Raw genomic sequence first — 21940 nt, 5'->3', positions numbered from 1 at the left:
CAGGATTACGCGGCCTGCGCGGCACCACCGGCAGTAACGGCTCGATCCGCTCCCACAGATCGTCCGAGACGATCCACGGCGGCGACTGACCCCTCCTCACGGTCAAACATGATCCACATCCGACATGCTGCACACCACCACGTTGATCATTCTGTTAGGACCTCTTAATGACGATCAGCGCGTCTCCTGCGGCGTGTTGCGCCAGGCCGGGCGCCTCCGCGTTCGACGTCTCGCCGGCTGCCGCCACATCGCGAGGTAGGCATCGACCGCCTTGCGTTCAGGTGGATCTGGCGGCTGAGCGACGCTCGTGGCCGTGGATGTCGAAGTTGCGACAGGCGGAGGTGAGTCGTTGCTGCTCGTGCTGCACGACGTCAGGGCGACCAGGCCGAGGATTGCGGCGTTTCGTGCGGTGGTCATCGCGGCCTCCAGGTTGAGGAAGGGGCTGAGGTGGGCGCCGGGGGAGCAACGACGCCCACCTCGATCGGAGCGCCCGGTTGCGCACTGATATCCGGGCGGAGGTACTGGTTGGGAAAGGCGAGAACGATCAGCACGAACGTTGCGGTGGCGCGGTGCAGCGCACGTTGTGCCTCGTAGACGACTACCGGGTTCTCGTCCCTGAACGGCAGGCACATCACTCGCGGCCCCTCAGGTCAACAAGATCGCGCCTACTGCGCTGATGATCAGAAATGGCCCAAGCGCCAACGCATCGCCACGACGGCCGGCGCGGCTGGCCCGAAGAAGGCGCATGCTGACGGCTGCGAGTAAGAACGCACTCATGAGCCCCGCGAACAGCTGGTTCCAGCCGAACCACCCCAGGACGAATGCGATCGGGGCGAGGAGCACGACGTCGCCGAAGCCGAGGCCTTGGCGCGAGCCGACGTAGACCGCGAAGCCGGCGGTGGTCACCACGACCGCAGCCAAGCCTGCACGGAGCAAAGGATCGAAGTCGGACCTCAGCAGCGCCAGGAACGACAGCTGGATCACGGAGCCCGCCAGCAGCGCGCCGTTGATCGGATGCGGTAGCCGGTGGACGGTCAAGTCGATCAGCGCCAGGAGCAGTCCGACCATCACGAACCAGGAGAGTGCGCTCGCCTCCAGCGGTGCGTGCACAGCAACGCAGGCCAGCGCGGCGCCGAGGAGCCCACTGGCAGCTGCCAAGTGGCCCCAGCCGCACCTGGTGAAAGCGGTCCAGGCGAGCCGCTCGTCGTGTGTGACGGCGCGAGCGATGGTCAACACGACAGGCCCTGCGACTACGCCGAGAAGGCCGTACGTCATCCACGGCGGCATCGCTGCTCCCTTCGCTTGGAGCTCCTCCAAGCCAACGCGACTTGACCAATGAAAGTTGTCGTTCGACCGGGTGATCTCCCAGGCGCGGCAGTCCGGGAGCCGAGGCGAAGTGGAACCGAATCGTCATACCCTCACCTCCTAGACCTGCGGGTTGCACTGTTGGTAGTCGGGGAACGACGTTCAGTGTTGGCAGGCCCGTGGGTGGTTGGCCAGGGGAGGGGCGTCTCCAGATGAACAGCAGACGGCAGCAGACGGATGTCGAAACGGCTGGAATGACATTCGGGCAGCTGCTCCACGCTCTCCGTGAGAGCCGCAATCTTTCCCTGAAGGAGCTGGCGGCTGGGGCGAACGTCAGCAAGGGCTACCTCAGCAACCTCGAGCACGACATCCGTAGCCCTTCCGCCGAGATCGCGGAGGCGATCGACCGGGCCCTCGACGCAGGAGGCGAGCTGGCTGAGCTGGCGGTGCCGAGGCCACGCGCGAGAGTGACTCGTGAACGCATCCGCCCCGCTCAGCTACCGGCGGCTTTGCGCTCGTTCGTGCCGAGGCAGGAAGCGCTGGACCAGGCCTCGGCCGCGCTCGCCGCACACGAGGGCCTGATTGCGTTCGATGGCCCCGCGGGAGTGGGTAAAACGGCCTTCACCGTGCATTGGGCTCACACGATCGCTCCGTACTTCCCGGACGGAGTGCTGTTCACGGATCTCCGCGGCTTCGCTCCTGATTCACCGGAGGATCCCGCCGTGGTGCTCGGCAGGTTCCTGCGCGCGCTGGGCACCTTGCCGCAGGACATCCCGAGCGACCTGGATGGACGCGTCGCGCTCTACCAGACGTTGCTGGAAACCACCCGCACGCTCGTCGTGCTCGACAACGCGGTCAACGCTGACCAGATCCGACCCTTGCTGCCTAGCTCGCCGCTGTCGTTGGCGCTGGTCACCAGTCGTAACAGGCTCTCGGGAGCGGTCGTCCACGACGGTGCCGTCCGGATCACCCTGCACCCGATGAGCACGGGCGAAGCGCTCGACCTGATGCGATCGGTCCTGGGTGCGCGGGTGGACGGCGACCTAGCCGCCGCACGGATCATCGCCGACCGCGCTGGTCGCCTGCCGCTCGCGCTGCGCATCGCCGGCGAGCGTGCGAACCTGCTGCGCAATGTTCCGCTGCGCAAGCTGGCTGACGAGCTGACCAGTCGGCAGCCGCTCGACGTCCTCACTGCGGACGAGACGCTGGCCGTGAGGACCGTGCTGTCGTGGTCGCACGACGCGCTTCCCGGGCCGATGGCTGCCACGTTCAGGCAACTCGGCCTTCACCCCGGCGGCCCCATCAGGATCGAGGCTGCGGCCGCGCTCACCGGGCTGTCACCGTTGCAAGCACAGGGACACCTGTCCGCCCTCGCCACCGTGCATCTGGTCGAGCAGACCGCGCAAGACAAGTTCGTCATGCACGACCTCGTGCAGGCGTACGCCCTCGAACAGGCTCGCGAACTGGCCGGCGAACAGGCCAACCGAGCGGCTCTGGCGCGCTTGGTCGACCTGTACCTGAACACCGGAGCCGCAGCGATCCGGATGCTGTGGCCGTCTCGGCCGCGAAGGCCTCTCGACCTGCCGCAGGCCGAGGTGGCGACGCTGACCTTCCACGGCCCAGCTGACGCGGTCCGGTGGTTCGAGGACGAGTTGCAGCTCCTCGTCCGCCTGGTCCGCTGCGGAGCGCGGTGGAACATCACCTCGGTCGCGTACCTGCCGGTGGTGGTGAACGAGATGTTGTTCCACCGTCGAGCCTGGTCGTGGTGGGTACCGGCGTTGCGGGATGCGCTGGAGATGGCCCGGCGCGGCGGTCACCGCGATGCCGAGGCGTGGGCGCTGGAGACACTGGGCGACGCGGGCATCGACGAGATGAAGGCAGGGTCTTCGGCCAGCCTCTACCGGCAAGCCATGCAGATCAGGTGGGAGCTCGCGGACGTTAATGGCGTAGCGGCCTGCCACGTCGGCCTCGGCCGAGCTTGCTACCAGCTCAACGACCTCGACGCCGCTGTCACCCACCTGGAGACCGCTCGCCGGCTGAGCGCGGAGGCCGAAGATCAGTGGGAGTTCGCGGTGGCGTCCGCGCACCTTGCCTCCGTCTTGGCCGCATCAGGCGACACCGCGGGTGCGCGATCGCTGCTGACCGAAGTGCACACGATCTTCGACGAGGCCGAGGACTTGATGTCGTCGGGATGCACCTCGACACTGCTGGCAGGTCTGGCCGAGTCCAGTGGCGAATACGAGGTCGCCCTCCACCACCTGGAGAACGCGTTGCGCACCTTCACCAGAGTCGCCGACGTCTGGAGCCAAGCGCACATCCACCGGCGCGTCGGCGACCTGCACGCCGACCGCGGCAACCTCCAGGCCGCACACAGGTCGTGGTCCGCGGCCGCCGACTTGCTGAGCGGCAACACCGAGCCGACCGCAGCGGGGCTACGGAGACAGTTGATCGAAAGTCTCAAGGAGGACGTCTAGTGCACCAAGCGCTCAGCACCGTGCCCGCGCTCACCGGAAGTCTGGAGACCGATGAAGACGCGCTCGCATGGGCCGCGCACGACTACGGCGACACCGTTCACGATCGTCCAACAGCCGTTCTGAGGCCCGCCGACGCGGCCGACATCAGCACGGTGATCAGACATGCTGGCGTCCACGGCCTTACGGTCGTACCGCGCGGGCAAGGCCATTCCACCGGCGGCCAAGCACAAGCGCTCGGCGGAATCGTCATCGACATGACCTCACTCGCCGCGATTCACGAAGTCGGGCCCGACCGAGTCGTGGTTGATGCGGGCGTGAAGTGGAGCGACGTGCTGCGCGCGACGTTGCCGCACGGGCTCACGCCGCCGGTGCTGACCGACTACCTCGAACTGACCGTCGGCGGAACCCTGTCCGTCGGCGGCCTGGGCGGGGCCAGCCATCACCACGGCGCCCAAACCGACAATGTGATCTCGCTCGACGTCGTCACCCCTACCGGCGACGTCGTGACGTGCTCACCGAGTTCGAACCGCGCCGTGTTCGACGCCGTACGGGCGGGCCGCGGGCGCAACGGCGTCATCACCCGCGCCACCCTGCGCCTCGTTCGCGCACCGGAAACCGTTGCCTGGCACAAGCTCCACTATGACTCGATCAGCCAGCTCGTAGCCGATCAGCGGCAGCTGGTGACCGCGGGGACCTTCGACTACGTCGAGGGCCAGCTCAAGCTCCGTGAAGGCCGGCACGTCGCTGAGCTTGAGGCCGTCACGTTCATCGGGTCTGGCGCCGGAAGCGGCGACCTCGGAGGCTTGTCTTTCCTCGAAGCCGAGACCCACACCGCGACCTACTGGGAGTTCGTCGATCGGCTCGCCCCTGGTGAACCCGTCCTGCGCGAAGCCGGGCTTTGGGAGTCGCCGCACCCGTGGTGCAACCTCCTCGTGCCAAACGCCGCTGTGGAGGAGGTGCTCCACCACGCGGATAGTGCACTCGGCGCGGATCTCTACAGCGACTTCGGGCTCGTTCTCGCCTATCCGTTGCGCACCGACAGGATCAGTACGCCCCTGTTGCGTCTGCCGGACGACGATCTCTTCTTCCTGATCGCTGCTTTGAGGTACGCACCATCCGCATCGCCGGAAATCGTCAACGCAATGCAGGACGCGAACGCTCGCTTGATCGGCAAGACCATCGCCGCCGGCGGCACCCTCTACCTGGACCCGCTCTGAGGAACCAGGGCAGGCGACCATCCGAAACCCAACAGAAATCTCGCATCTAGTGCTCCTGCCTGCGGAAACGCGCCAGTAGATCAATCGGGTGAAATTGAAGTTCTGTTAAAGGAACGGTTGTTCGGTTGGTGTGCGGAGCTAGCCTGTGAAGGAACAATGCGCCGAATTCGCGTCAGGGGAGAACGATGGCGATGCCGAGGAAAGGGCTAGCCGCCCGCCGCAAGGCCATGGGGCATTCGCAGGAGAGTTTGGCCGAACTCCTCCGTGTGACGCCGGGAACCGTTGGCCGCTGGGAGCAGGGCAAGTCCAATCCCGACCTCTGGCTCCAACCCCGTCTCGCGAAGGCGCTGGCCCTGTCGGTTCAAGAGCTGATCGACCTCTTGAATCCGCCCGTTGAGGTGTCTGCGGCAGAAGCTCGGGATACTGATCGCTTGGATCGTGCGCTGGCGAACCCCTCGAAGGTCGACCTGGTCACCGTGGCGGAACTTCGTCAGCGCATTGCTCTGCTTGGCCTCCGCTATGACGGCGAGCGGTCGACCGGATTGCTGGCTGAGGCGGGGCAGACGCTCGGCCAAACTCGTCTGCTGTGCGCACATGCACGCGAGTACCAGGTGAAACGTGATCTGCTCGCCGCCGAGGCGGAGGCGTCCACCCTGATGGGGCAGTTCGTCTGGGACGCCTCACAGCGCCGCGACCACGATGCCGCGAAGGGCCACTTCACGACGGCGGCAGCCGCAGCTCGCAAGATCAACGATCCTGTGCTGGAGGCGGTCGCGCTGTTGCGCACGTCGTACGTGGAGCTGTACGGCACCGAGGATCCGATCGAGGGGCTGGCCCTCACCGAACGTGTGGCCGACGTGGCGCGGGGCCACAGCGACGTGTTGACCGGACTGGCAGAACTGCACGCCGCCGAAGCGCGGGCAATGGTCGGGCAACGCACGGCGTGCGAACGTTCGCTGGAACGCGCGCAGGACCACTTCGGACGGATCTCGGCCGACGAGCCTGTCACGGAAATGTTCTCCGAAAGCCAGTATGACCGCCTGGCCGGATCCTGCTACTTGCGCCTGAACGACGCTTCGAAGGCCCAGTCGACGTTGGAACGGGTCGTCTCCCAGGCGCCGTCCCGCTCGAAGTCGCGCACCATCGTGCTGGCGAACTTGAGCCTCGCGCACATCCAGCAGCGCGAACTCGACCACGCCGCGGCGGCTTTGCACAGCGCGCTCGACTGCGTCCAGACCACCTGGGGTGGCGGTGGCCTCAAGGTGATCTTCGGTGCCGCCCGGAAACTCCGTCCCTGGCGGAAGGAACCTGTGGTAGATCAGGTGTATGACCGCCTCTTCACCATGATGGCGGCGTCGTAGAAGGGGCTGGCCCGTGGCGAATCCCGACGAAGCGAAGGACAAGGTTCGCCGCCGCGTCTGGGACCTGCTCACCGAACACCGCGCTGCTCAACCGGACGTGCACGGATCGATCCCGAACTTCGTGGGCGCTGACGTGGCCGCCCAGAAGCTCGCCGAGCTTCCGGTGTGGGAGCAGGCGCGCGTGGTGAAGGCTGTCCCGGACAAGCCGCAGGCACCGGTCAGGCTGCTCGGGCTTCAGCAGGGCAAGCTGCTGTACGTGGCGGTTCCCAAGATCGCCGCCGATAAGCCGTTCTACGAACTCGACCCTGCGAAGCTGCCGGTTCCTCCGGAGGAGGCGGCTGTGCCGAAGAAGGCCGCATTGTTCGCGAGAACCGTCGACACGGACGAAATGGCCAAGATCGACCTGCTCGTGTGCGGGACTGTCGCGGTGAACCGCCGAGGTGTCCGGCTGGGGAAGGGCGCCGGATATGCCGACATCGAAGTCGCCTTGTTGCAGGAGGCGGGGCTGATCAGCGAGGCGACCACTATCGTCACGACAGTCCACGACCTCCAGGTCGTCGATGGCGATCTGCCGGAGACCAGCCACGACTTCTCCGTCGACCTGATCGTCACCCCGACCCAGATCATCGAGTGCGGACCGCCTCGACGCCCTGCGGGGATCTTCTGGTCGGAGCTGGACGCGGCGAAGATCGCCGCCATTCCCGCCCTGGCGTCGCGGGCGGCTCAGCGCGATCTCAGTTGATCGACTCCAGCTGCAATCGGCCGGTCCCCGTTTCGGCGTTTGGCCTGGTCTTTCGACGTAAACTGCGAGTTGTAATTGGGGGTGTCTGCTCGATGCGCGGCGAGCAGACACCCCCACTCAGCAAAATCAGCTACTCAGCAACGGGGTGGCGTTCACCAGTCAGCGCAGCGAGCGCTGTGGCAACTTCTTCGAGGGTGGCGCGGATGTAGGTCGTGGTGCTTCCTGCGTCGCTGTTGGTGTCGTTGTGCCCGGCGAACGCACGGGCGACGGCGTAGCCGAAGTGTCGTTCGACCCAGGTCAGCGTGGTGTACCGGAGCCAGTGCGTGCTGACGCCCTGCTTGCCGGCCCAGGTGAGGTTTTCGCCGACGCGGTTCCAGAGGTAGTCGTACCGGTGATAGGTGATCTGGGTGCCGTTCGCATTGCGCAGGAGTCGTCCGTTCATGGGGGCGCCGCGATGTTCGACGTGTTGAAGCAGGTGCCACATCAGTGTGGGAGAGACCGGTTGCCACCGAGAGGTCTCGCCCTTCTCGCGGAGATAGACCAGGCACTGCTCCTCGTCGAGGTCCTTTGGTCGCAGGGCCAGCCCGCCGCCACGACGGGCGGCGGTCTCGGTGTGGAACCGGACGATCAGCGAGTCGAGCTGCGGGTCGTTGCCGGTGGTGGCGACGATCTCGTTGAGCTGGTCCATCTGCTTGCCGGACAGGGCCCGCCGGTTGCTGGGCTGCCGTCGGGGTTTGGCTACCTTGGCGGCAGGGTTGGCGCGTTCGTCGATGAGGTCGTCGTTGACGGCGTGCCGATACAGGCAGCGCAGGGCAGCTATGAGGTGCTCGGCTGCGGAGTTGCCGTTGCGAGTGTTGCGCCGGACGGTCAGGTTGGCCTTGATGTGCTGGACGAGCCGCTGGATGTCGGTCGGGCTGCGGTTGCTGAGCGAGATGTCCGCCCACTGGTCCAGCACGCGGTTCCAGTACGGGGTGTAGGCGCGGCGGGTGCCGTCGCTGACGGCGGCGGCCACGACCGGGATGTACTCGGCGAACGTAGGCGCCGGCGGTTTGACCGAGTTGAGCAGGTCCTCGGCGGTCACGCCCATCCGGTCGAGGACCAGACGTGCGGCGTCGAGCTCGGCTCGGGTTGGTGCGCCGGTCATGCGTCCTCACCACCCGGCAGGAGGGGGAGCACCAGGTCGTCCAGGGCGACGGGCGGGAACACCGTGACGGTGCGGTGGCCGAGGTGAGCCGTCAGGAGGACCCGGTCCCCGGAACTGATGTCCGCCACGCGGCGGGCGTCGGCGGGCAGTCGGAGATAGCCCTCTCTGGTGGGCTTGAAGACGCCGTGCGGATCAGCGGTCACGACGAGCAGGTCACCGTGCTCGCGGATGTTCAGGCGGGTACCCGCGCTCCACTCCAGTGCCGCGGTGACGTGGCGATCCGCAACGCGGCCCCGGTGGTCGACGGTGGCCATCCGGTACAGGACGTTCGTCAGCCTGGGCGGGCGTGAGGCCGGGACGACGATGAGCGGGAGAGGCTGGCCCGCAGTGCGAGCGGATGCGCCTGCCGCTTGTCCTGGTGTGGTGTCCGGGACGATCGGCCGGATGTAGGAGATGGTCATCGAACGCCACCTGCTTGTGGCGTGGAAACGCAGAACAGGTGCTCAAGCAGACTTGAGCACCTGGCACGTAGACGTCGCAAATTTGCGACATTTTGGTGTCCGAGGGGGGACTTGAACCCCCACCCCCTTTCGGGGACTAGCACCTCAAGCTAGCGCGTCTGCCATTCCGCCACCCGGACCTGTTCAGTTGTCACCGCAGCTCGCGCCGTGGTGCGTGCATAGATTACATGATCGTCGGCAACGACCAAAATCGAGCGCCCCCAGCAAGGTTTTCGCTGGTAGGAGCATGGTCGGGTGCACAGGGCAGCGGAAGCCAGGCAGATCAAACTCAAGCGGGGCTAGGGTCATCGGGTGCTGACGACGGCGTTGGTGGAGTGGTTGCTGAAGGACGCGGACCCGGCCCTGCGTTGGCAGGTCGAACGGGACCTCCTGCACGAGCCCGAAGAGGTGTGGAAGGCGACGAGAGCACGAGTTGCCACGGAAGGCTTCGGGAAGCGGTTGCTGGAGCTCCAAGGTGAGGACGGGCAGTGGGCGGGTGGGGCCTTCTTCCCGCCTGGCTACGAGATGCGCGGCGACGAGCCGCAGCCGTGGACCGCGACCACCTGGACGTTGGTCACGTTGCGCGAGTGGGGGCTCGACCCCGAAGCGCTGCACGGCACTGCGGAGTTGTTGGCCGCCAACAGCCGGTGGGAGTACGACGGGTTGCCGTACTGGGGTGGCGAGGTCGACTGCTGCATCAACGCGATGACGGTGTCGAACGGGCTGTGGCTCGGGGTGGACGTCCACCACAACGTCGCGTGGTTCGTGGAGCACCAGCTTGAGGACGGCGGGTGGAACTGCGAGTGGGTTGAGGGGGCGAAGAGGTCGTCGTTCCACTCCACGCTCAACTCGCTCAAGGGGTTGCTGGACTACGAGGTGGCCACGGGGGGCACCGACGAGTCGAGGAGTGCGCGCAGGAGAGGGGAGGAGTACCTGCTCGAAAGGCACCTGTTCCGGCGGTTGTCGACGGGGGAGCCGGTGGCGGAGTGGGTGGACACGTTCCGGTACCCGTTGCGGTGGCAGTACAGCGTGCTCAACGCGGCCGACTACTTCCGGCGTGCAGCGCGGCCTGATGAGCGCATGGCGCAGGCCGTCGAGCGCATCAGGCAGCAGAGGCAGCCCGACGGGACGTGGGTGCAGGCTGGGCGGCATCCCGGGCGGATGTGGTTCGAGGTCGACGTCGAACGAGGGCAGCCGTCGAAGTGGCTGACGCTGTACGGGGCCAGGGTGCTGGAGTGGTGGGGCTAGATCCAGCCGCGGGCGCGGGCCATGCGGGCGGCCTCGTGGCGGTTCGAGGCGGCGGTTTTGCCGACTGCTGAGGACAGGTAGTTGCGGACGGTGCCGGGGGAGAGGGAGGCGCGGCGGGCGATTTCGTCGATCGGGGCGCCTTCCAGGGCCAGTTCGAGGACGTCGGCCTCGCGTGGGGTCAGGGGGCTGTCGCCGGCGCTGATGGCTTCTGCGGCCAGGGCCGGGTCGACGTAGCGGCCGCCGGAGTGGACGGTGCGGACGACGGTGGCCAGGACGTCGGCGGAGACGGTTTTCGGGAGGAAGCCGCGGACGCCGGCGGCCAGGGCGCGTTTCAGGTGGCCGGGGCGGCCGTGGGAGGTGACGATCATCGTGGAGCACGTGGGGAGCTCGGTGGCCAGGGTTTGGGCCACGGTGACGCCGTCGAGGTCGGGCATCTGCAGGTCGATCACGGCCACGTCGGGGCGGACTGCTCGGGCGGTGGCCACGGCTTCGGCGCCGGTGGCGGCTTGGGCGACGACCTCGAGGTCGTCCTCCAGGGCCAGGAGGGCGGCGAGGGCGCCGCGGATCAGGTGTTCGTCGTCGGCCAGGAGGATGCGGATCACGGGAGCTCCACGGTCAGCACGAAGCGGTGGGGGGGCTCCGGGGTGGCGGTCACCGAGCCGCCGAGGGTGGCCACGCGCTCGCGCAGGCCGGTGAGGCCGCTGCCGAAGCGGATGGTGGTGGCGGTGGCGCCGTCGTTGGACATGGTGAGGGTGGTGCCGCGCAACGCGATGGTGCACGTGCGGGCTTCGCTGTGGCGCAGGACGTTGGTCACGCCCTCGCGGACGGCCCAGCCCAGGGCTCCCGCGGCCTCGTCGGGGAGGGAGGGCTCGCCGATGACGCGGCAGTCGATGCCCGCGGAGGTGAGCAGGGAGCGGGCGCCGGCGAGCTCCACCGTGAGGTCCGCTGTGCGGTAGCCGGAGACGACGGCGCGGAGCTCGTCGAGGGACTCCTGAGCGATGCGGCGGACCTCCAGCATCTCGGCGACGGCCTCGTCACGGCCGCGTTGGGCGAGTTTCGCGGCCAGTTCGGCTTTCAGGGCGACGACGGAGAGGTTGCGGCCGACCACGTCGTGCAGGTCGCGGGCGAAGCGCAGGCGTTCCTCGGCCACGGCGAGGCTGGCGCGGACCTCACGGGAGCGGTCCAGCTCCCACATCGTGCCGATCATCCACACCGAGGTGCGGTAGACGGCGGTGAAGAAGACCAGGGCGATCGTCATCGGGACCGCGGCGCCCAGCGGCACGGTCAGCACCAGGAACACGCCGGTCGCGGCCACCACGGCCGCCGTCACGCGGGGGCGCAGGGTGCACGACACCGCGGTCACGAACAGCACCGGCACGAACAGCGTCACGGCGTCGACCGGGCCGTCGCGCCCGCCGGGTGGTGCGCCGGGGAGGACGGCCATGCCGCCTGCCACCACCACGGCGGTCACGACGGCGGCGACGGTCAGGGCAAGGCGCGGGAACGGCGCCTTGCCCAGATAGTGCTCGATGCCCTGGTGGACGAGCCACATGCAGCACGCGGCGTGCACGACGATCGCGACGATGGTGGCGACGGCGGCGGTGCGGCTCACGGAGTCGTCGTTCGCCAGGCTCGTCATCGGCAGGATCGGCAGCGCGACGAGGGTCAGGTAGAACGACGAGCGGGTGAAGTAGTCGAACCGCGACGCGCTGCTGCGCGAGCGCCACCAGGACAGCAAGGTCACCTCCGCGGCTCCCAGCGGAACCATCGCCGGACAGCGTAGACACCGGCCGCGACCCACGCCGCCAGCACGACCACCGGCTGCAGCACCGGGCCGTCGTGCCAGCCGGCCCGCAGCAGGTCCAGGACCGGGGTGAGCGGCAGGAACCGCAGCACCGTCTGGACCTCGTCGGGGAACACCGACAGCGGGACCATCAGGCCGCTGCCGATGATGCACGCCATCAGGACCGGCAACGACGTCACCTGCGCCATCTCGACGGTGCGGGTGAACGCCGCGGACGCCGCCGCCAGCAACGCGAACAGCAGCGTCCCGCCGACGACGCCCAGCAGCGGGAACCACGGCTTCGTCGGCACCGCCACGCCGGTGATCACGCCGATGATCACCGCGAACAGCACCATCTGCCCGATCGCGACCACCATCGACGGCAGCGCGGCACCGAACAGCACCTCGGGGTCGGTCAGCTCGCCGACGCGCAGGCGCTTGAGCACGAGCTCCTCGCGGCGCGCGACGAACACGGTGACGAGGTTGTAGTAGACCGCCATGAGCAGCACGAACCCGGTCAGGCCGACGACCAGCGGCACGCCGTCGGCGTCGATCGACAGCAGCAGCGGCACGACCAGCAGTGGCACGATGAGCGAGTTGAACAGGGCGGTGCGGTTGCGCCAGAACAGCTTCAGCTCCGCCTGCCCGATGGCCACGGCCCTCATGCCGCCTCCTCCGCGATCGCCAGGAACGCCTCTTCGAGGGACGCCGAGCGGGCGTCCAAACCGGACAGCACGACGTCCTGCGCGTGTGCCCACGTCAGCAGTTCGTGCAACGTCTCCTGCAGGGTGTTGGTGCGCACGGTCGCGCGGCCGGACTCGTCGAGGTCGGCCACGACGGGCAGCGCGATGCCGGCGGGCGGCGTGAACGTGATGCGCGCCGGGTAGGCGTCGACGACCTCGGACACCGTGCCGCGCGCGACGATGCGGCCGCGGTGCATGATGGCCAGCCGATCGGCCAGTTCCTGCGCTTCTTCCAGGTAGTGCGTCGTCAGCAGCACGGTGGTGCCCTCGTGCAGGAGGGTGCGGATCAGCTGCCACGTGTTGCGCCGGCTCTCCGGGTCGAGGCCGGTGGTCGGCTCGTCGAGGAACAGCACCTCTGGCTGGCCGAGCAACGCGAGCGCCAGGTCCAGGCGCCGCCGTTCACCGCCGGAGAGCTGCTTCACCCGCACCGCCGAGCGGTGGCCCAGGTCGACGAGGTCGAGCGCCTCGGCGACCGGGCGGGGCCGGGTCAGCGTGCCCGCCCACATCGTGGTCGCCTCGGACACGGTCAGGTCGGGCGGGAAGCCGCCCTCCTGCAACATCACGCCCACCCGCGGGCGCACGGCCTTGCGCTCCAGGAACGGGTCGTGGCCCAGGACCCGGACGGTCCCCTCCGCCGGCCGGGTCAGGCCCTCCACCACCTCGACGGTCGAGGTCTTGCCCGCGCCGTTCGTGCCGAGCAACGCGAACATCTCGCCGCGCTCCACCTCGAACGAGACGCCGCGCACGGCCTCGAATCCCCCTGAGTAGCGCCGGGTCAGGTCTTTCACCTCGATCGCTGTCATGTGTTCAACGATCGCGTGAAATTCCCGGTCCCGGCAGTGTCAGGACGCATCGGAACGTGATGACAGATGTCATGCCCCCGACAGGCCCGCGCACGCTTTAATGTCACACTTGTGCTAAAAAGATCCGGCACGGGCACTGTGCGAAATGGGGCGAGGGGGACGCGGTGGGTACGGGGTTGTTGCTCGCGTTGGCGGGGCTGGCGTTGCTGGACTCGACGAGCATCGGGACGTTGTTCGTCCCGATCTGGTTGATGCTCGCGCCGGGGCGGTTGCGGGTCGGGCGGTTCGCCGTCTACCTGGGCACGATCACGGTGTTCTACTTCGTGGTCGGCATCGGGCTGGTGCTGGGGGCGGCGCAGGTGCTGGAGCACCTCGACGGGCGGGTGGCGCTGTGGGGCCAGCTCGTGATCGGCGTCGGGTTGTTCGTCGTGAGCTTCCGCTTCGACAGCAAGAAGAAGACCGACACGACGAAGTGGACGAGGCGGGTCGGCGGGTCCACGGCCGCGCTCGTCGGGGTCGCGCTGCTGGCCGGGGTGGTGGAGCTCGCGACGATGCTGCCCTACCTCGGCGCGATCGGGATGATGAGCGCCGCGGACCTCACGCCGGCGCAGACCGGGTTGCTGCTCGCCGGGTACTGCGTGGTCATGGTCGTGCCCGCGCTGGTGCTGCTGGCCGCGCGGATCGCGTTGCGGGAACGGGTCGAGCCGGTGCTGCAGCGGATCAGCAGGTGGTTCGCGGAGAAGGGCGCCGGCGCCACCGGGTGGATCCTCGGGATCGCCGGGTTCCTGGTGGCGCGGGACGCGGTCGCGCGGCTGTTCTTCCTGTAAACGCGTTGACGGGGCCGGGAGACTGCGGTCGTGGTTTCGGTGTTGTGGATCTGCGGACCTCCCGGTGTCGGCAAGACCGTGGTCGGGTGGGAGGTGCACCGCCGCAACGGCGGGGCGTACGTCGACGTCGACCAGCTCGGCATCTGCTACCCGGACCCGGACGACGACCCCGGCCGGTACCGCATGAAGGCCCGCAACCTGGCCGCGGTGGTGGCCGGCGCGCGGGCGAGCGGGGTGCGCAGCCTCGTCGTGTCCGGTGTGGCCGATCCGAACGGCGCCGCGCCGATTCCCGGCGCGACGCTGACGGTGTGCCGGCTGCGGGCCGACCGCGAGGTGCTGCGGGAGCGGTACCTCGGGCGCGGGATGCGGCCGGAGCAGCTCGACCACGTGCTGCGCGAGGCCGACGAGCTCGACGCCCGCGCGATCGGCGACGTGTGCGTGGACACGACCGGGCTGTCGGTCGCCGAGGTGGCGGACCGGGTCGAGCGGGCGGCCGGCGACTGGGCAGGGCCGGAGCGGGTCCTGTGGTTCTGCGGCACGACCGGTGTCGGCAAGTCGGTCGTCGGCTTCGCGGTGTACCTGCGGCTGCTGGGCACGGGGGTGCGCGCCGGGTTCGTCGACGCGGGCCAGCTCGGGTTCGGGATGGAGCAGGCCCGCGCGGACAACCTCGCGGCGGTGTGGCGGACCTACCGGGAGGCCGGGGCACGGGTGCTGGTCGTGGTCGGCCCGTACGCCGACGTGTTCCCCGGCGCCACGGTGTACCGGCTGGAGGCCTCGCGCGCGGACCTCGTGGAGCGGATCCGGCGGCGGGGCAGGGGAGAGGGCTGGCCGGAGCCGGGTGACCCGCTGGCGGGGCGGTCGGAGGAGGAGCTCGACCGGGTGGTCGAGGAGGCCGTGGCGCAGGCCTGGCGGCTGCGGGGGATCGGCACGGCGGTCAACACGTCCGGGCGCACGGCCGAGGAGGTGGCCGCGTCGCTGGTGCCCTGAGGTGGTGGGATGGCCACCATGGAGCTCCAGCAGCTGGTGGACCGCATCGCGGGCGAGGTCATGCCCGGCGGTGCGGCCGCGGACTACATCCCGGCGCTCGCACGGGTCGACGCGCGGCGGTTCGGCATGGCGGTCGCCACGCTCGACGGCGAGGTGTGCGGGGCGGGGGAGTACCGGGCGCCGTTCTCGATCCAGAGCATCTCGAAGGCGTTCACGCTGGCGCTCGCCGTGGGCGACGAGCTGTGGGAGCGGGTGGGGCGGGAGCCGTCGGGGTCGCCGTTCAACTCGCTGGTGCAGCTGGAGACCGAGAACGGCATCCCGCGCAACCCGTTCATCAACGCCGGGGCGCTCGTGGTCACCGACCACCTCGGGCCGGGCGCGTCGGACCGGCTGCTCGACTTCCTGCGCGCGGAGAGCGGCAACCACGCGATCGACGTGGACGAGGAGGTCGCCAGGTCCGAACTGGACCACGGCGACCGCAACCGCGCGCTGGCGCACTTCATGGCCTCCTACGGCAACATGCGCAACCCGGTCGACGTCGTGTTGCACGAGTACGTGCGGCAGTGTTCGATCGCGATGAGCTGCGCGGACCTGGCCAGGAGCGCGCTGTTCCTGGCACGGCACGGGGTGCGCAACGACGGCGAGCGGCTGCTCGGGGTCAGTGGCGCGAAGCGGGTCAACGCGGTGATGCTGACGTGCGGCACCTACGACGCGGCCGGGCAGTTCGCCTACCGGGTCGGGTTGCCGGGCAAGAGCGGCGTCGGCGGCGGCATCGTGGCCGTGGTGCCGGGCAGGTGCGCGATCTGCGTGTGGGGTCCCGGGCTGGACGCCCGCGGCAACTCGGTGGCCGGGGTCGACGCGCTCGACAGGTTCACCACTCTCACAGGGTGGTCGGTGTTCTGACGGGTGGTAGGAAGACGGGGTGAGCACATTGGGCAACGCGCTGGCACGGGCCGAGGACGAGGCCGTCACGCTCGTCAGCGAGCTGATCAGGATCGACACCACCAACACCGGTGACCCCGCGACGGTGGTGGGGGAGCGCAAGGCCGCGGAGTGGGTGGCCGAGAAGCTCGGGGAGGTCGGCTACGAGACGACCTACGTCGAGTCGGGTGCGAAGGGGCGCGGCAACGTGGTCGCGCGGCTCGCGGGCGCCGACCCGAACCGGGGCGCGCTGCTCGTGCACGGGCACCTCGACGTCGTGCCCGCCGACGCGTCGGAGTGGTCGGTGCACCCGTTCTCCGGTGCGGTGCAGGACGGGTACGTGTGGGGCCGCGGCGCCGTCGACATGAAGGACATGGTCGGCATGACGCTCGCGCTGGCCAGGCACTTCAAACGGGAGAACGTCGTGCCGCCACGCGACATCGTGTTCGCGTTCCTCGCCGACGAGGAGGCCGGCGGCCTCTACGGGGCGAAGTGGCTGGTCGACAACCGGCCGGAGCTGTTCGAGGGCGTCACCGAGGCGGTCAGCGAGGTCGGCGGGTTCTCGATCACGCTCAAGGACGACGTCCGCGCCTACCTCGTGGAGACCGCCGAGAAGGGCATCCGCTGGCTGAAGCTGCGGGTCAAGGGCACCGCCGGGCACGGCAGCATGATCCACCGCGACAACGCCGTGGCCAAGCTCGCCGCCGCCGTCACCAAGCTCGACCAGCACCAGTGGCCGCTGATCATCCGGCCGTCGGTGCGCGAGTTCCTCGACGGCGTCACCGAGATCACCGGCCTGGACTTCCCCGAGGACGACGTCGAGGGCTCGATCGGCAAGCTCGGCGCGCTGTCGCGGATGATCGGCGCGACGCTGCGCGACACCGCGAACCCGACGATGCTCACGGCCGGCTACAAGGCCAACGTCATCCCGTCCACCGCCGAGGCGACCGTCGACTGCCGCATCCTGCCCGGTCGCGAGGAGGCGTTCGACCGCGAGCTGGCCGAGCTGCTCGGCCCGGACGTGGAACGCGAGTGGATCGGCCTGCCGCCCGTGGAGACGACGTTCGACGGCGCGCTCGTGGACGCCATGACCGCCTCGATCACCGCCGAGGACCCCGGTGCGCGCGTGCTGCCGTACATGCTCTCCGGCGGCACCGACGCGAAGTCGTTCCAGCAGCTGGGGATCCGCAACTTCGGCTTCGCACCGTTGAAGCTGCCGGCCGACCTGGACTTCTCCGGGCTGTTCCACGGCGTGGACGAGCGCGTGCCGGTGGAGGCGCTGAAGTTCGGTGTGCGGGTGCTGGACCGGTTCCTGCGCAACAGCTGACGGGACCGTCCGGCGGCTCAAGCAGTCGTCTCCCGCGTCGCATCCCTGTCGCTCCCTCTCGTCCCGGGCCGTTGTGCGGCGGCCGGGTCGTCGAGGGCGCGCAGGGCGTTGTACGAGTCCTGCACGAGCGTGGCTCGCACGGTCGGGCCCGTGTTGGCGAGGACCACGAGCGCGGTGCGGCGCTGCGGGCTGAACCCGGCGAACGCGGTGCAGCCGCGCGTGCCCCCGGAGTGGAACAGCAGGTCGTGGTCGGGGAGGCGGCGCAGGTTCCACACCAGGCACAGGTGGTCGGTGGCGGAGACGGCGACGCGGGGCGCGACGACGTCGGCGAGCGCGGGCGCGAGGGAGGCCGGTCGGCCGTCGAGGAGGGCGGTCAGCAGGACGAGCAGGTCGCGGGCGGAGGACCGGAGCGCGCCGGCGGCGGGCATCCCGGGCATCTCCCACGGCGGCCGCGGCCGGCCGCGCAGGTGACCGGTGGCCTGCGGCGCGGTGTCGAAACCGGTGTCGGTCAGGCCGAGGGGACGCAGGACGCGGTCGGCGAGCAGGTCCTCGAACGGCCGGCCGGTCGCGCGGGCCAGTGCCAGGCCGAGCACGGCGACGCCGAAGTTCGAGTACCGCGCTCGGTCGTCGGGGCGGACGCGGGTGCGGCGCAGCGCCGCCGTCAGGCGCTCTGGTCCGAACGCCCGGTAGGGGTTGGTGCGCCAGGCGGGCAAGGCCGCGCGCAGCAGGCCCGGTGGCAGCCGGGGCAGGCCGGAGGTGTGCGTGGCCAGGCGCTCCAGCGTGACGCCGGGGCCCAGGCCGGTGTCCAGGAAGCGGTCCACCGGGTCGTCGTGCCGCACCTCGCCGCGCGCCACCAGCTCGGCCAGCAGCAGCGCGGTGAACGTCTTGGTCAGCGAGCCGATCTCGAACCGGGTGGCGGCGGTGACCGGGTGCGGGTCGTCCAGCGCGGTGACGCCCGCGACCAGCACGGTCTCCTCGTCGCCCACCCGAGCGGCGACGGCGACACCGGGTGCGGCGGACAGCAGTGCGGTGATCCGGTCCTCGTTCACCCTGCGAGCAGCCGGGACAGCGCGAGCGTGCCCGCCGCGGTCGCGACCACGGCGGTGTGCTGGTGGTCGAGGAACCGGGTGCGCGGGTCGTCGGACACGGGTTCGCCGTCACGGGGCACCAGGCCGTCCTCGTGCTGGGCGGCGGCGAACGGCGCCCACTCGGCGGCCTCGATGCGCGGCTCCGGCAGGCACGCGCCCACGAGGAGCAGTTCGCCCACCAGGTCCCACTGCCGCGCCTCGGTCCACACGTCGATCCACACCGGCAGCCACGCGTCGAGGTAGCGGGCCGTGCCGGCCGGCAGGCCCTCCGGACGCGCGCCCCAGTCGGTGAGGTGGAAGACGGTGTGCGTGGCGCAGTACCCGGTGTACCAGTCGATCACCCACGGCTCGGGCTCGCGGCCGAGCCAGGTCGCGGCGGTCAGGGCGTCCCAGTCGTCGTCGCGCGGGATGCCCACGACGCGGTGCGCGTTGGCCACGGCGAGCCGCCGGTTGGGCACCACCTCGTTCACCGCGTCGGCGGCCGAGCTGTGCGCGGCGACCCGTTCCAGGGCGGCGTGCCGGTACCCGGAGCGGGCGAACGACGCGTAGGTCTCCACCGGGTCGGTGAGCAGGGCGTGCCGGAGCTGGCGCTCGTAGAGCAGGTCGCCGCGGCGCATCTGCTCCCAGGAGAAGTCGAGCAGCTCTCGCGCGTGCCGCAGCTGCGCGGCACCGGCAACGCCCTCGCGCAGCACGAACGCGGACGCCAGGGCCACCTCGCACAGGGGCTTGTAGACGCTGTTGGGGTCGTCGAGGTCGGCGGTCGCCGTGTCGGTGAAAGCACCCAGCTCGTGGTGCGCGTGCAGCCAGGCCATCGCCCGGCTCGCCACGTCGTGCACCACCGCGGTCGGTGCCGAGGGCACCGGAGGCGTCGGGGCCGGGAGCGCCGGTCGCGAGGACACCGGCTCGGCGGCGAGGACGCGTTCAGCGATGGCCAGGTCCAGCAGCAGCCGGGCGTCGGCGCCCGCGTGCAGCCTCAGGTGCTCCACCAGCAGGGCCGCGTCCAGCGGAACCCGGTCGGCGAGCAGGGCCACCCAGCGAACCAGGCGTGCTGCGGTGGCGTAGTCCCGGCGCAGCACGGCCCGGGTGGTACCCCTGGCCAGTGCGAGCGGCGCACCCGCCACCGCCTCGAACACCGGGCCGTCCAAGCCCGGCAGAGCCAGCGGCGAGAGCTGGGCGACGGCCACCGACCAGCGCGCCCACTGCTCGGCCGGGCCCAGCAGGGCGTCGACCGGTGACGTGCCGAGGTGGGCCGAGGCCTCCCGGTTCTCCCACACCTCGACGGTCCCAGGCGGCGCGCACCGCCCGTCGGTGAGCCGCACCAGCAGCTCGGCGGTTGCCTGGTCCCGGTGGGCCAGCACGCACTGCTGGTGCGTCACCGGCTGCTGGACGGGCGGGAACGCCTCGAAAGCGTCGGACACGACAGCGGCGTCCCGGCCCTCCAGGGGGCGGCCCGCCAGCAGGTGCGGCGCGAAGGCGTCGGCGCCCACCAGGCGGACCGCCCACAGGCCGGCCACGCCGTCGGCGCAGGAGTCGAGGAAGTCGGCGAGCCTCGTCGGCACACCTTCCCCGAGTGCGCCGACGAGGTGTCCGGCCAGTGCGGCGACCGCGTCCGCACGAGACGTGCGGTCGATCGCGCCACCTGTGGTCACCGCTTCTCCGGCTCCGTCGGGTTGCCGGGGGAGACGATCAGCAGCAGACCGGCCAGGAGCGCGCCGCCGGCGGTGGGCACGTGCAGCGGCGGGTCGGCCACCGCGGCCTCGGGCTCCGCCACCGCCGTCATCAGTTCGGCCATGTCCTCCGGCGCAACAACCGGACGGGCCAGTGTTCGCATCATCACAACCTCCTCCTTCGCTTCGTTCTTCCGGAGTACCACCTCGAACGCGGGGACACGCGCTGTATCACCCGTTCCAGTGAAGGAATCCACAACGGACAGGTGGTGCTGTGTCGCAGATGGACCGTGTCTTTTCGGTGTGTCGTGTCGTTGGGCATGCAGACGGCACGGCGAAAGGAACGGCATGGTGCGGCTGGAGGACGGGACCGAGCTCAACGTGCTGCGGGCGGGCGATCCCGACGCGCGGACCACGATCGTGCTGGCGCACGGGTACGCGCTCGACCACCGCAGCTGGCACAAGGTCGTCGACCGGCTCAGCGGCGACTTCCAGGTGATCGCCTACGACCACCGCGGCCACGGCGAGTCCTCGAAGGCCGACAAGGAGACCGCGACGATCGAGCAGCTCGGCGACGACCTGGGTGAGCTGATCGAACGCGCGGTGCCCAGCGGTGACGTGGTGATCGCCGGGCACTCGATGGGCGGCATGGCGGCGCTGGCGATGGCCGAACGCAGGCCGCGGCTGTTCCGGCAGCGGGTGCTGGGCATCGTGTTCGTGTCGACGGCGGCGAGCGGGCTGTCGGAGACCTCGCTCGCGTGGCCCAAGTCGCTCGGCAAGCTGGTGCGGGAGCTGGAACGGGCGTTCGGGCCGATCGTGCGGGCGGTCAGGGAGAAGATCGAGCCCACCAAGACCGCGGGCCTGCGGTGGTGGCTCTTCGGTGACGAGCCGTCCGACGACGACGTCGAGCTGACCGCGGACATGGTGTGGGGGGAGTGGCCGGAGACGGTGGCGTTGTTCCGCCCGGCCGTGGACCGCTACGACCGCGAGGCGGGACTGACCGTGGCGCAGGAGAAGGCCGTCGTCGCGGTGGTGGGCGACGAGGACCGGCTGGTGTCCGAGTCGGACGTGGCCAGGTTCGGCGGCACGTCGGTGGTGCTGCCCGACGCGGGGCATATGCTCCCGTTGGAACGTCCCGCGGAGATCGCGAACCTGATCCGCGAGGTGGCCAAGGCCTGATGGTCGGCGGGGGCGCGGTGATGTGCCCCCCACCGACCATCTCGCGGCCGCAACCGGTCGTGGAGCAGGTGAGGAACGCGCGGCCTGCCAGGTGGCGCGTTCTCGACACGCTTTCCGGAATCGTCTACGACGCGGAGGTGCGGCGCCGTCCCGGTGGCCGGCCGAAGAGCCGCACGTGCTCGCCGACGAGCCATTCCTTGAGCGGTGCCCACTCGGGGTGGTGGTTCAGCACCAGCAGGCGGTGCATCCACCAGTTCGGGTCGTCGGCGCGGGGGAACGCGGCCAGCCACGCCGCTCTGTCCTGCGCGGACAGTCCCCACAGGTGTGCCAGCTGGCCCTGGGCGTCGGTGTCGAGCTGGGCGGTGACCTGGCCGTTCTCGGTGTGCCACTCGGCTCTCAGCTCGCGCAGGACGGCGAGAGCGCTCTCATCGTTCTCCGGGGCCGTGACGACCACGGTGTGCAGGCCCTGGGCCGCGGCTTCGGCGAGCAGGGCACGGGTGGACGGTTCGTCGTGCGGCAGTGCGCTGTGCGCGACCCCGACTTGTTGCGGCACGAGCTCCATGACCCAGAATCTGATCACATATTCTACGACTCCGGTCAATTTTATTGCTTCAGTGTTGACTG

General features: G+C 69.8%; 21 protein-coding genes and 1 tRNA gene. 10 read left to right on the top strand and 12 right to left on the bottom strand.

The window, feature by feature from the left end:
- Window positions 1–645: 645 nt before the first annotated feature.
- Complete coding sequence (locus AB0A63_RS23075) at window positions 646–1287, bottom strand: prepilin peptidase (protein WP_360394801.1); 642 nt, start codon at window positions 1285–1287, stop codon at window positions 646–648.
- Window positions 1288–1517: 230 nt separating this feature from the next.
- Between AB0A63_RS23075 and AB0A63_RS23070 the strand changes: the two genes are divergently transcribed.
- The 4 genes from AB0A63_RS23070 (at window position 1518) to AB0A63_RS23055 (ending at window position 7099) form a co-directional block, all read left to right on the top strand.
- Entirely contained in the window at window positions 1518–3779 is a 2262-nt protein-coding gene (locus AB0A63_RS23070; protein ID WP_360394799.1) for a helix-turn-helix domain-containing protein, read from the top strand.
- Window positions 3779–4996, top strand: coding sequence for an FAD-binding protein (locus tag AB0A63_RS23065; RefSeq protein ID WP_360394796.1), 1218 nt, complete (start codon window positions 3779–3781; stop codon window positions 4994–4996). Before AB0A63_RS23070 ends, AB0A63_RS23065 begins: the two co-directional genes overlap by 1 nt.
- Before the next feature lie 185 nt (window positions 4997–5181).
- On the top strand, window positions 5182–6357 hold the full coding sequence (locus AB0A63_RS23060) for a helix-turn-helix transcriptional regulator (RefSeq protein WP_360394793.1): 1176 nt from the start codon (window positions 5182–5184) through the stop codon (window positions 6355–6357).
- 13 nt (window positions 6358–6370) lie between these two features.
- On the top strand, window positions 6371–7099 hold the full coding sequence (locus AB0A63_RS23055) for a 5-formyltetrahydrofolate cyclo-ligase (RefSeq protein ID WP_360394791.1): 729 nt from the start codon (window positions 6371–6373) through the stop codon (window positions 7097–7099).
- A 130-nt stretch (window positions 7100–7229) separates the two neighbouring features.
- Here the strand turns inward: AB0A63_RS23055 and AB0A63_RS23050 are convergent, their stop codons facing one another.
- From AB0A63_RS23050 to AB0A63_RS23040, 3 genes are all read right to left on the bottom strand, one after another.
- Window positions 7230–8243 (bottom strand): tyrosine-type recombinase/integrase, encoded by a 1014-nt coding sequence (locus tag AB0A63_RS23050; RefSeq protein ID WP_360394788.1) that lies wholly within the window; start codon window positions 8241–8243, stop codon window positions 7230–7232.
- Entirely contained in the window at window positions 8240–8704 is a 465-nt protein-coding gene (locus AB0A63_RS23045; protein WP_360394786.1) for a hypothetical protein, read from the bottom strand. The genes AB0A63_RS23050 and AB0A63_RS23045 overlap by 4 nt, the downstream gene beginning before the upstream one ends.
- A gap of 93 nt (window positions 8705–8797) precedes the next feature.
- Window positions 8798–8883 (bottom strand) — tRNA-Leu (locus AB0A63_RS23040).
- A 172-nt stretch (window positions 8884–9055) separates the two neighbouring features.
- On the opposite strand from AB0A63_RS23040, the gene AB0A63_RS23035 reads away from it, so the two are divergent.
- Window positions 9056–9991 carry a squalene cyclase gene (locus AB0A63_RS23035; RefSeq protein ID WP_360394783.1) on the top strand — a complete coding sequence of 312 codons (936 nt, stop codon included), beginning with the start codon at window positions 9056–9058 and terminating at the stop codon, window positions 9989–9991.
- Here AB0A63_RS23035 and AB0A63_RS23030 read toward each other — a convergent pair.
- From AB0A63_RS23030 to AB0A63_RS23015, 4 genes are read right to left on the bottom strand one after another with little or no spacing between them, the layout of a single operon-like run.
- Window positions 9988–10593, bottom strand: coding sequence for a response regulator transcription factor (locus AB0A63_RS23030; RefSeq protein ID WP_360394781.1), 606 nt, complete (start codon window positions 10591–10593; stop codon window positions 9988–9990). The genes AB0A63_RS23035 and AB0A63_RS23030 overlap by 4 nt on opposite strands.
- On the bottom strand, window positions 10590–11759 hold the full coding sequence (locus tag AB0A63_RS23025) for a sensor histidine kinase (RefSeq protein ID WP_360394778.1): 1170 nt from the start codon (window positions 11757–11759) through the stop codon (window positions 10590–10592). Before AB0A63_RS23025 ends, AB0A63_RS23030 begins: the two co-directional genes overlap by 4 nt.
- Complete coding sequence (locus tag AB0A63_RS23020) at window positions 11732–12439, bottom strand: ABC transporter permease (RefSeq protein ID WP_360394776.1); 708 nt, start codon at window positions 12437–12439, stop codon at window positions 11732–11734. Before AB0A63_RS23020 ends, AB0A63_RS23025 begins: the two co-directional genes overlap by 28 nt.
- Window positions 12436–13320 carry an ABC transporter ATP-binding protein gene (locus tag AB0A63_RS23015; RefSeq protein WP_360394774.1) on the bottom strand — a complete coding sequence of 295 codons (885 nt, stop codon included), beginning with the start codon at window positions 13318–13320 and terminating at the stop codon, window positions 12436–12438. The genes AB0A63_RS23020 and AB0A63_RS23015 overlap by 4 nt, the downstream gene beginning before the upstream one ends.
- Window positions 13321–13484: 164 nt before the next feature.
- Between AB0A63_RS23015 and AB0A63_RS23010 the strand changes: the two genes are divergently transcribed.
- The 4 genes from AB0A63_RS23010 to AB0A63_RS22995 are packed head-to-tail and all read left to right on the top strand — an operon-like array spanning window position 13485 to window position 17382.
- Window positions 13485–14147, top strand: a complete 663-nt coding sequence (locus tag AB0A63_RS23010; protein ID WP_360394772.1) for a GAP family protein — start codon at window positions 13485–13487, stop codon at window positions 14145–14147.
- Between the two features lie 30 nt (window positions 14148–14177).
- Window positions 14178–15134: an AAA family ATPase gene (locus AB0A63_RS23005; protein ID WP_360394769.1), complete on the top strand. Its 957-nt coding sequence runs from the start codon at window positions 14178–14180 to the stop codon at window positions 15132–15134.
- 18 nt (window positions 15135–15152) lie between these two features.
- Entirely contained in the window at window positions 15153–16037 is an 885-nt protein-coding gene (locus AB0A63_RS23000; protein WP_360394866.1) for a glutaminase, read from the top strand.
- A gap of 28 nt (window positions 16038–16065) precedes the next feature.
- Window positions 16066–17382: a M20/M25/M40 family metallo-hydrolase gene (locus AB0A63_RS22995; protein WP_360394863.1), complete on the top strand. Its 1317-nt coding sequence runs from the start codon at window positions 16066–16068 to the stop codon at window positions 17380–17382.
- Between the two features lie 17 nt (window positions 17383–17399).
- On the opposite strand, the gene AB0A63_RS22990 is transcribed toward AB0A63_RS22995, so the two are convergent.
- The 3 genes from AB0A63_RS22990 to AB0A63_RS22980 are packed head-to-tail and all read right to left on the bottom strand — an operon-like array spanning window position 17400 to window position 20304.
- The gene (locus AB0A63_RS22990) at window positions 17400–18431 is read right to left on the bottom strand and encodes a serine hydrolase domain-containing protein (protein WP_360394766.1); all 1032 of its coding nucleotides are present in this window, start codon (window positions 18429–18431) and stop codon (window positions 17400–17402) included.
- Window positions 18428–20119 (bottom strand): hypothetical protein, encoded by a 1692-nt coding sequence (locus tag AB0A63_RS22985; protein ID WP_360394764.1) that lies wholly within the window; start codon window positions 20117–20119, stop codon window positions 18428–18430. The genes AB0A63_RS22990 and AB0A63_RS22985 overlap by 4 nt, the downstream gene beginning before the upstream one ends.
- Entirely contained in the window at window positions 20116–20304 is a 189-nt protein-coding gene (locus AB0A63_RS22980; protein ID WP_360394762.1) for a hypothetical protein, read from the bottom strand. Before AB0A63_RS22980 ends, AB0A63_RS22985 begins: the two co-directional genes overlap by 4 nt.
- Before the next feature lie 181 nt (window positions 20305–20485).
- On the opposite strand from AB0A63_RS22980, the gene AB0A63_RS22975 reads away from it, so the two are divergent.
- Entirely contained in the window at window positions 20486–21316 is an 831-nt protein-coding gene (locus AB0A63_RS22975; protein WP_360394760.1) for an alpha/beta hydrolase, read from the top strand.
- Window positions 21317–21440: 124 nt separating this feature from the next.
- Here the strand turns inward: AB0A63_RS22975 and AB0A63_RS22970 are convergent, their stop codons facing one another.
- On the bottom strand, window positions 21441–21896 hold the full coding sequence (locus AB0A63_RS22970) for a hypothetical protein (protein WP_360394757.1): 456 nt from the start codon (window positions 21894–21896) through the stop codon (window positions 21441–21443).
- Window positions 21897–21940 lie beyond the last annotated feature (44 nt).

It is taken from the genome of Lentzea sp. NPDC042327 (assembly GCF_040647275.1).
GTDB lineage: Bacteria > Actinomycetota > Actinomycetes > Mycobacteriales > Pseudonocardiaceae > Lentzea.
The sequence above is the reverse complement of the archived record's forward strand: the minus strand, read 5'-3'. Positions and strand labels throughout refer to the sequence as shown.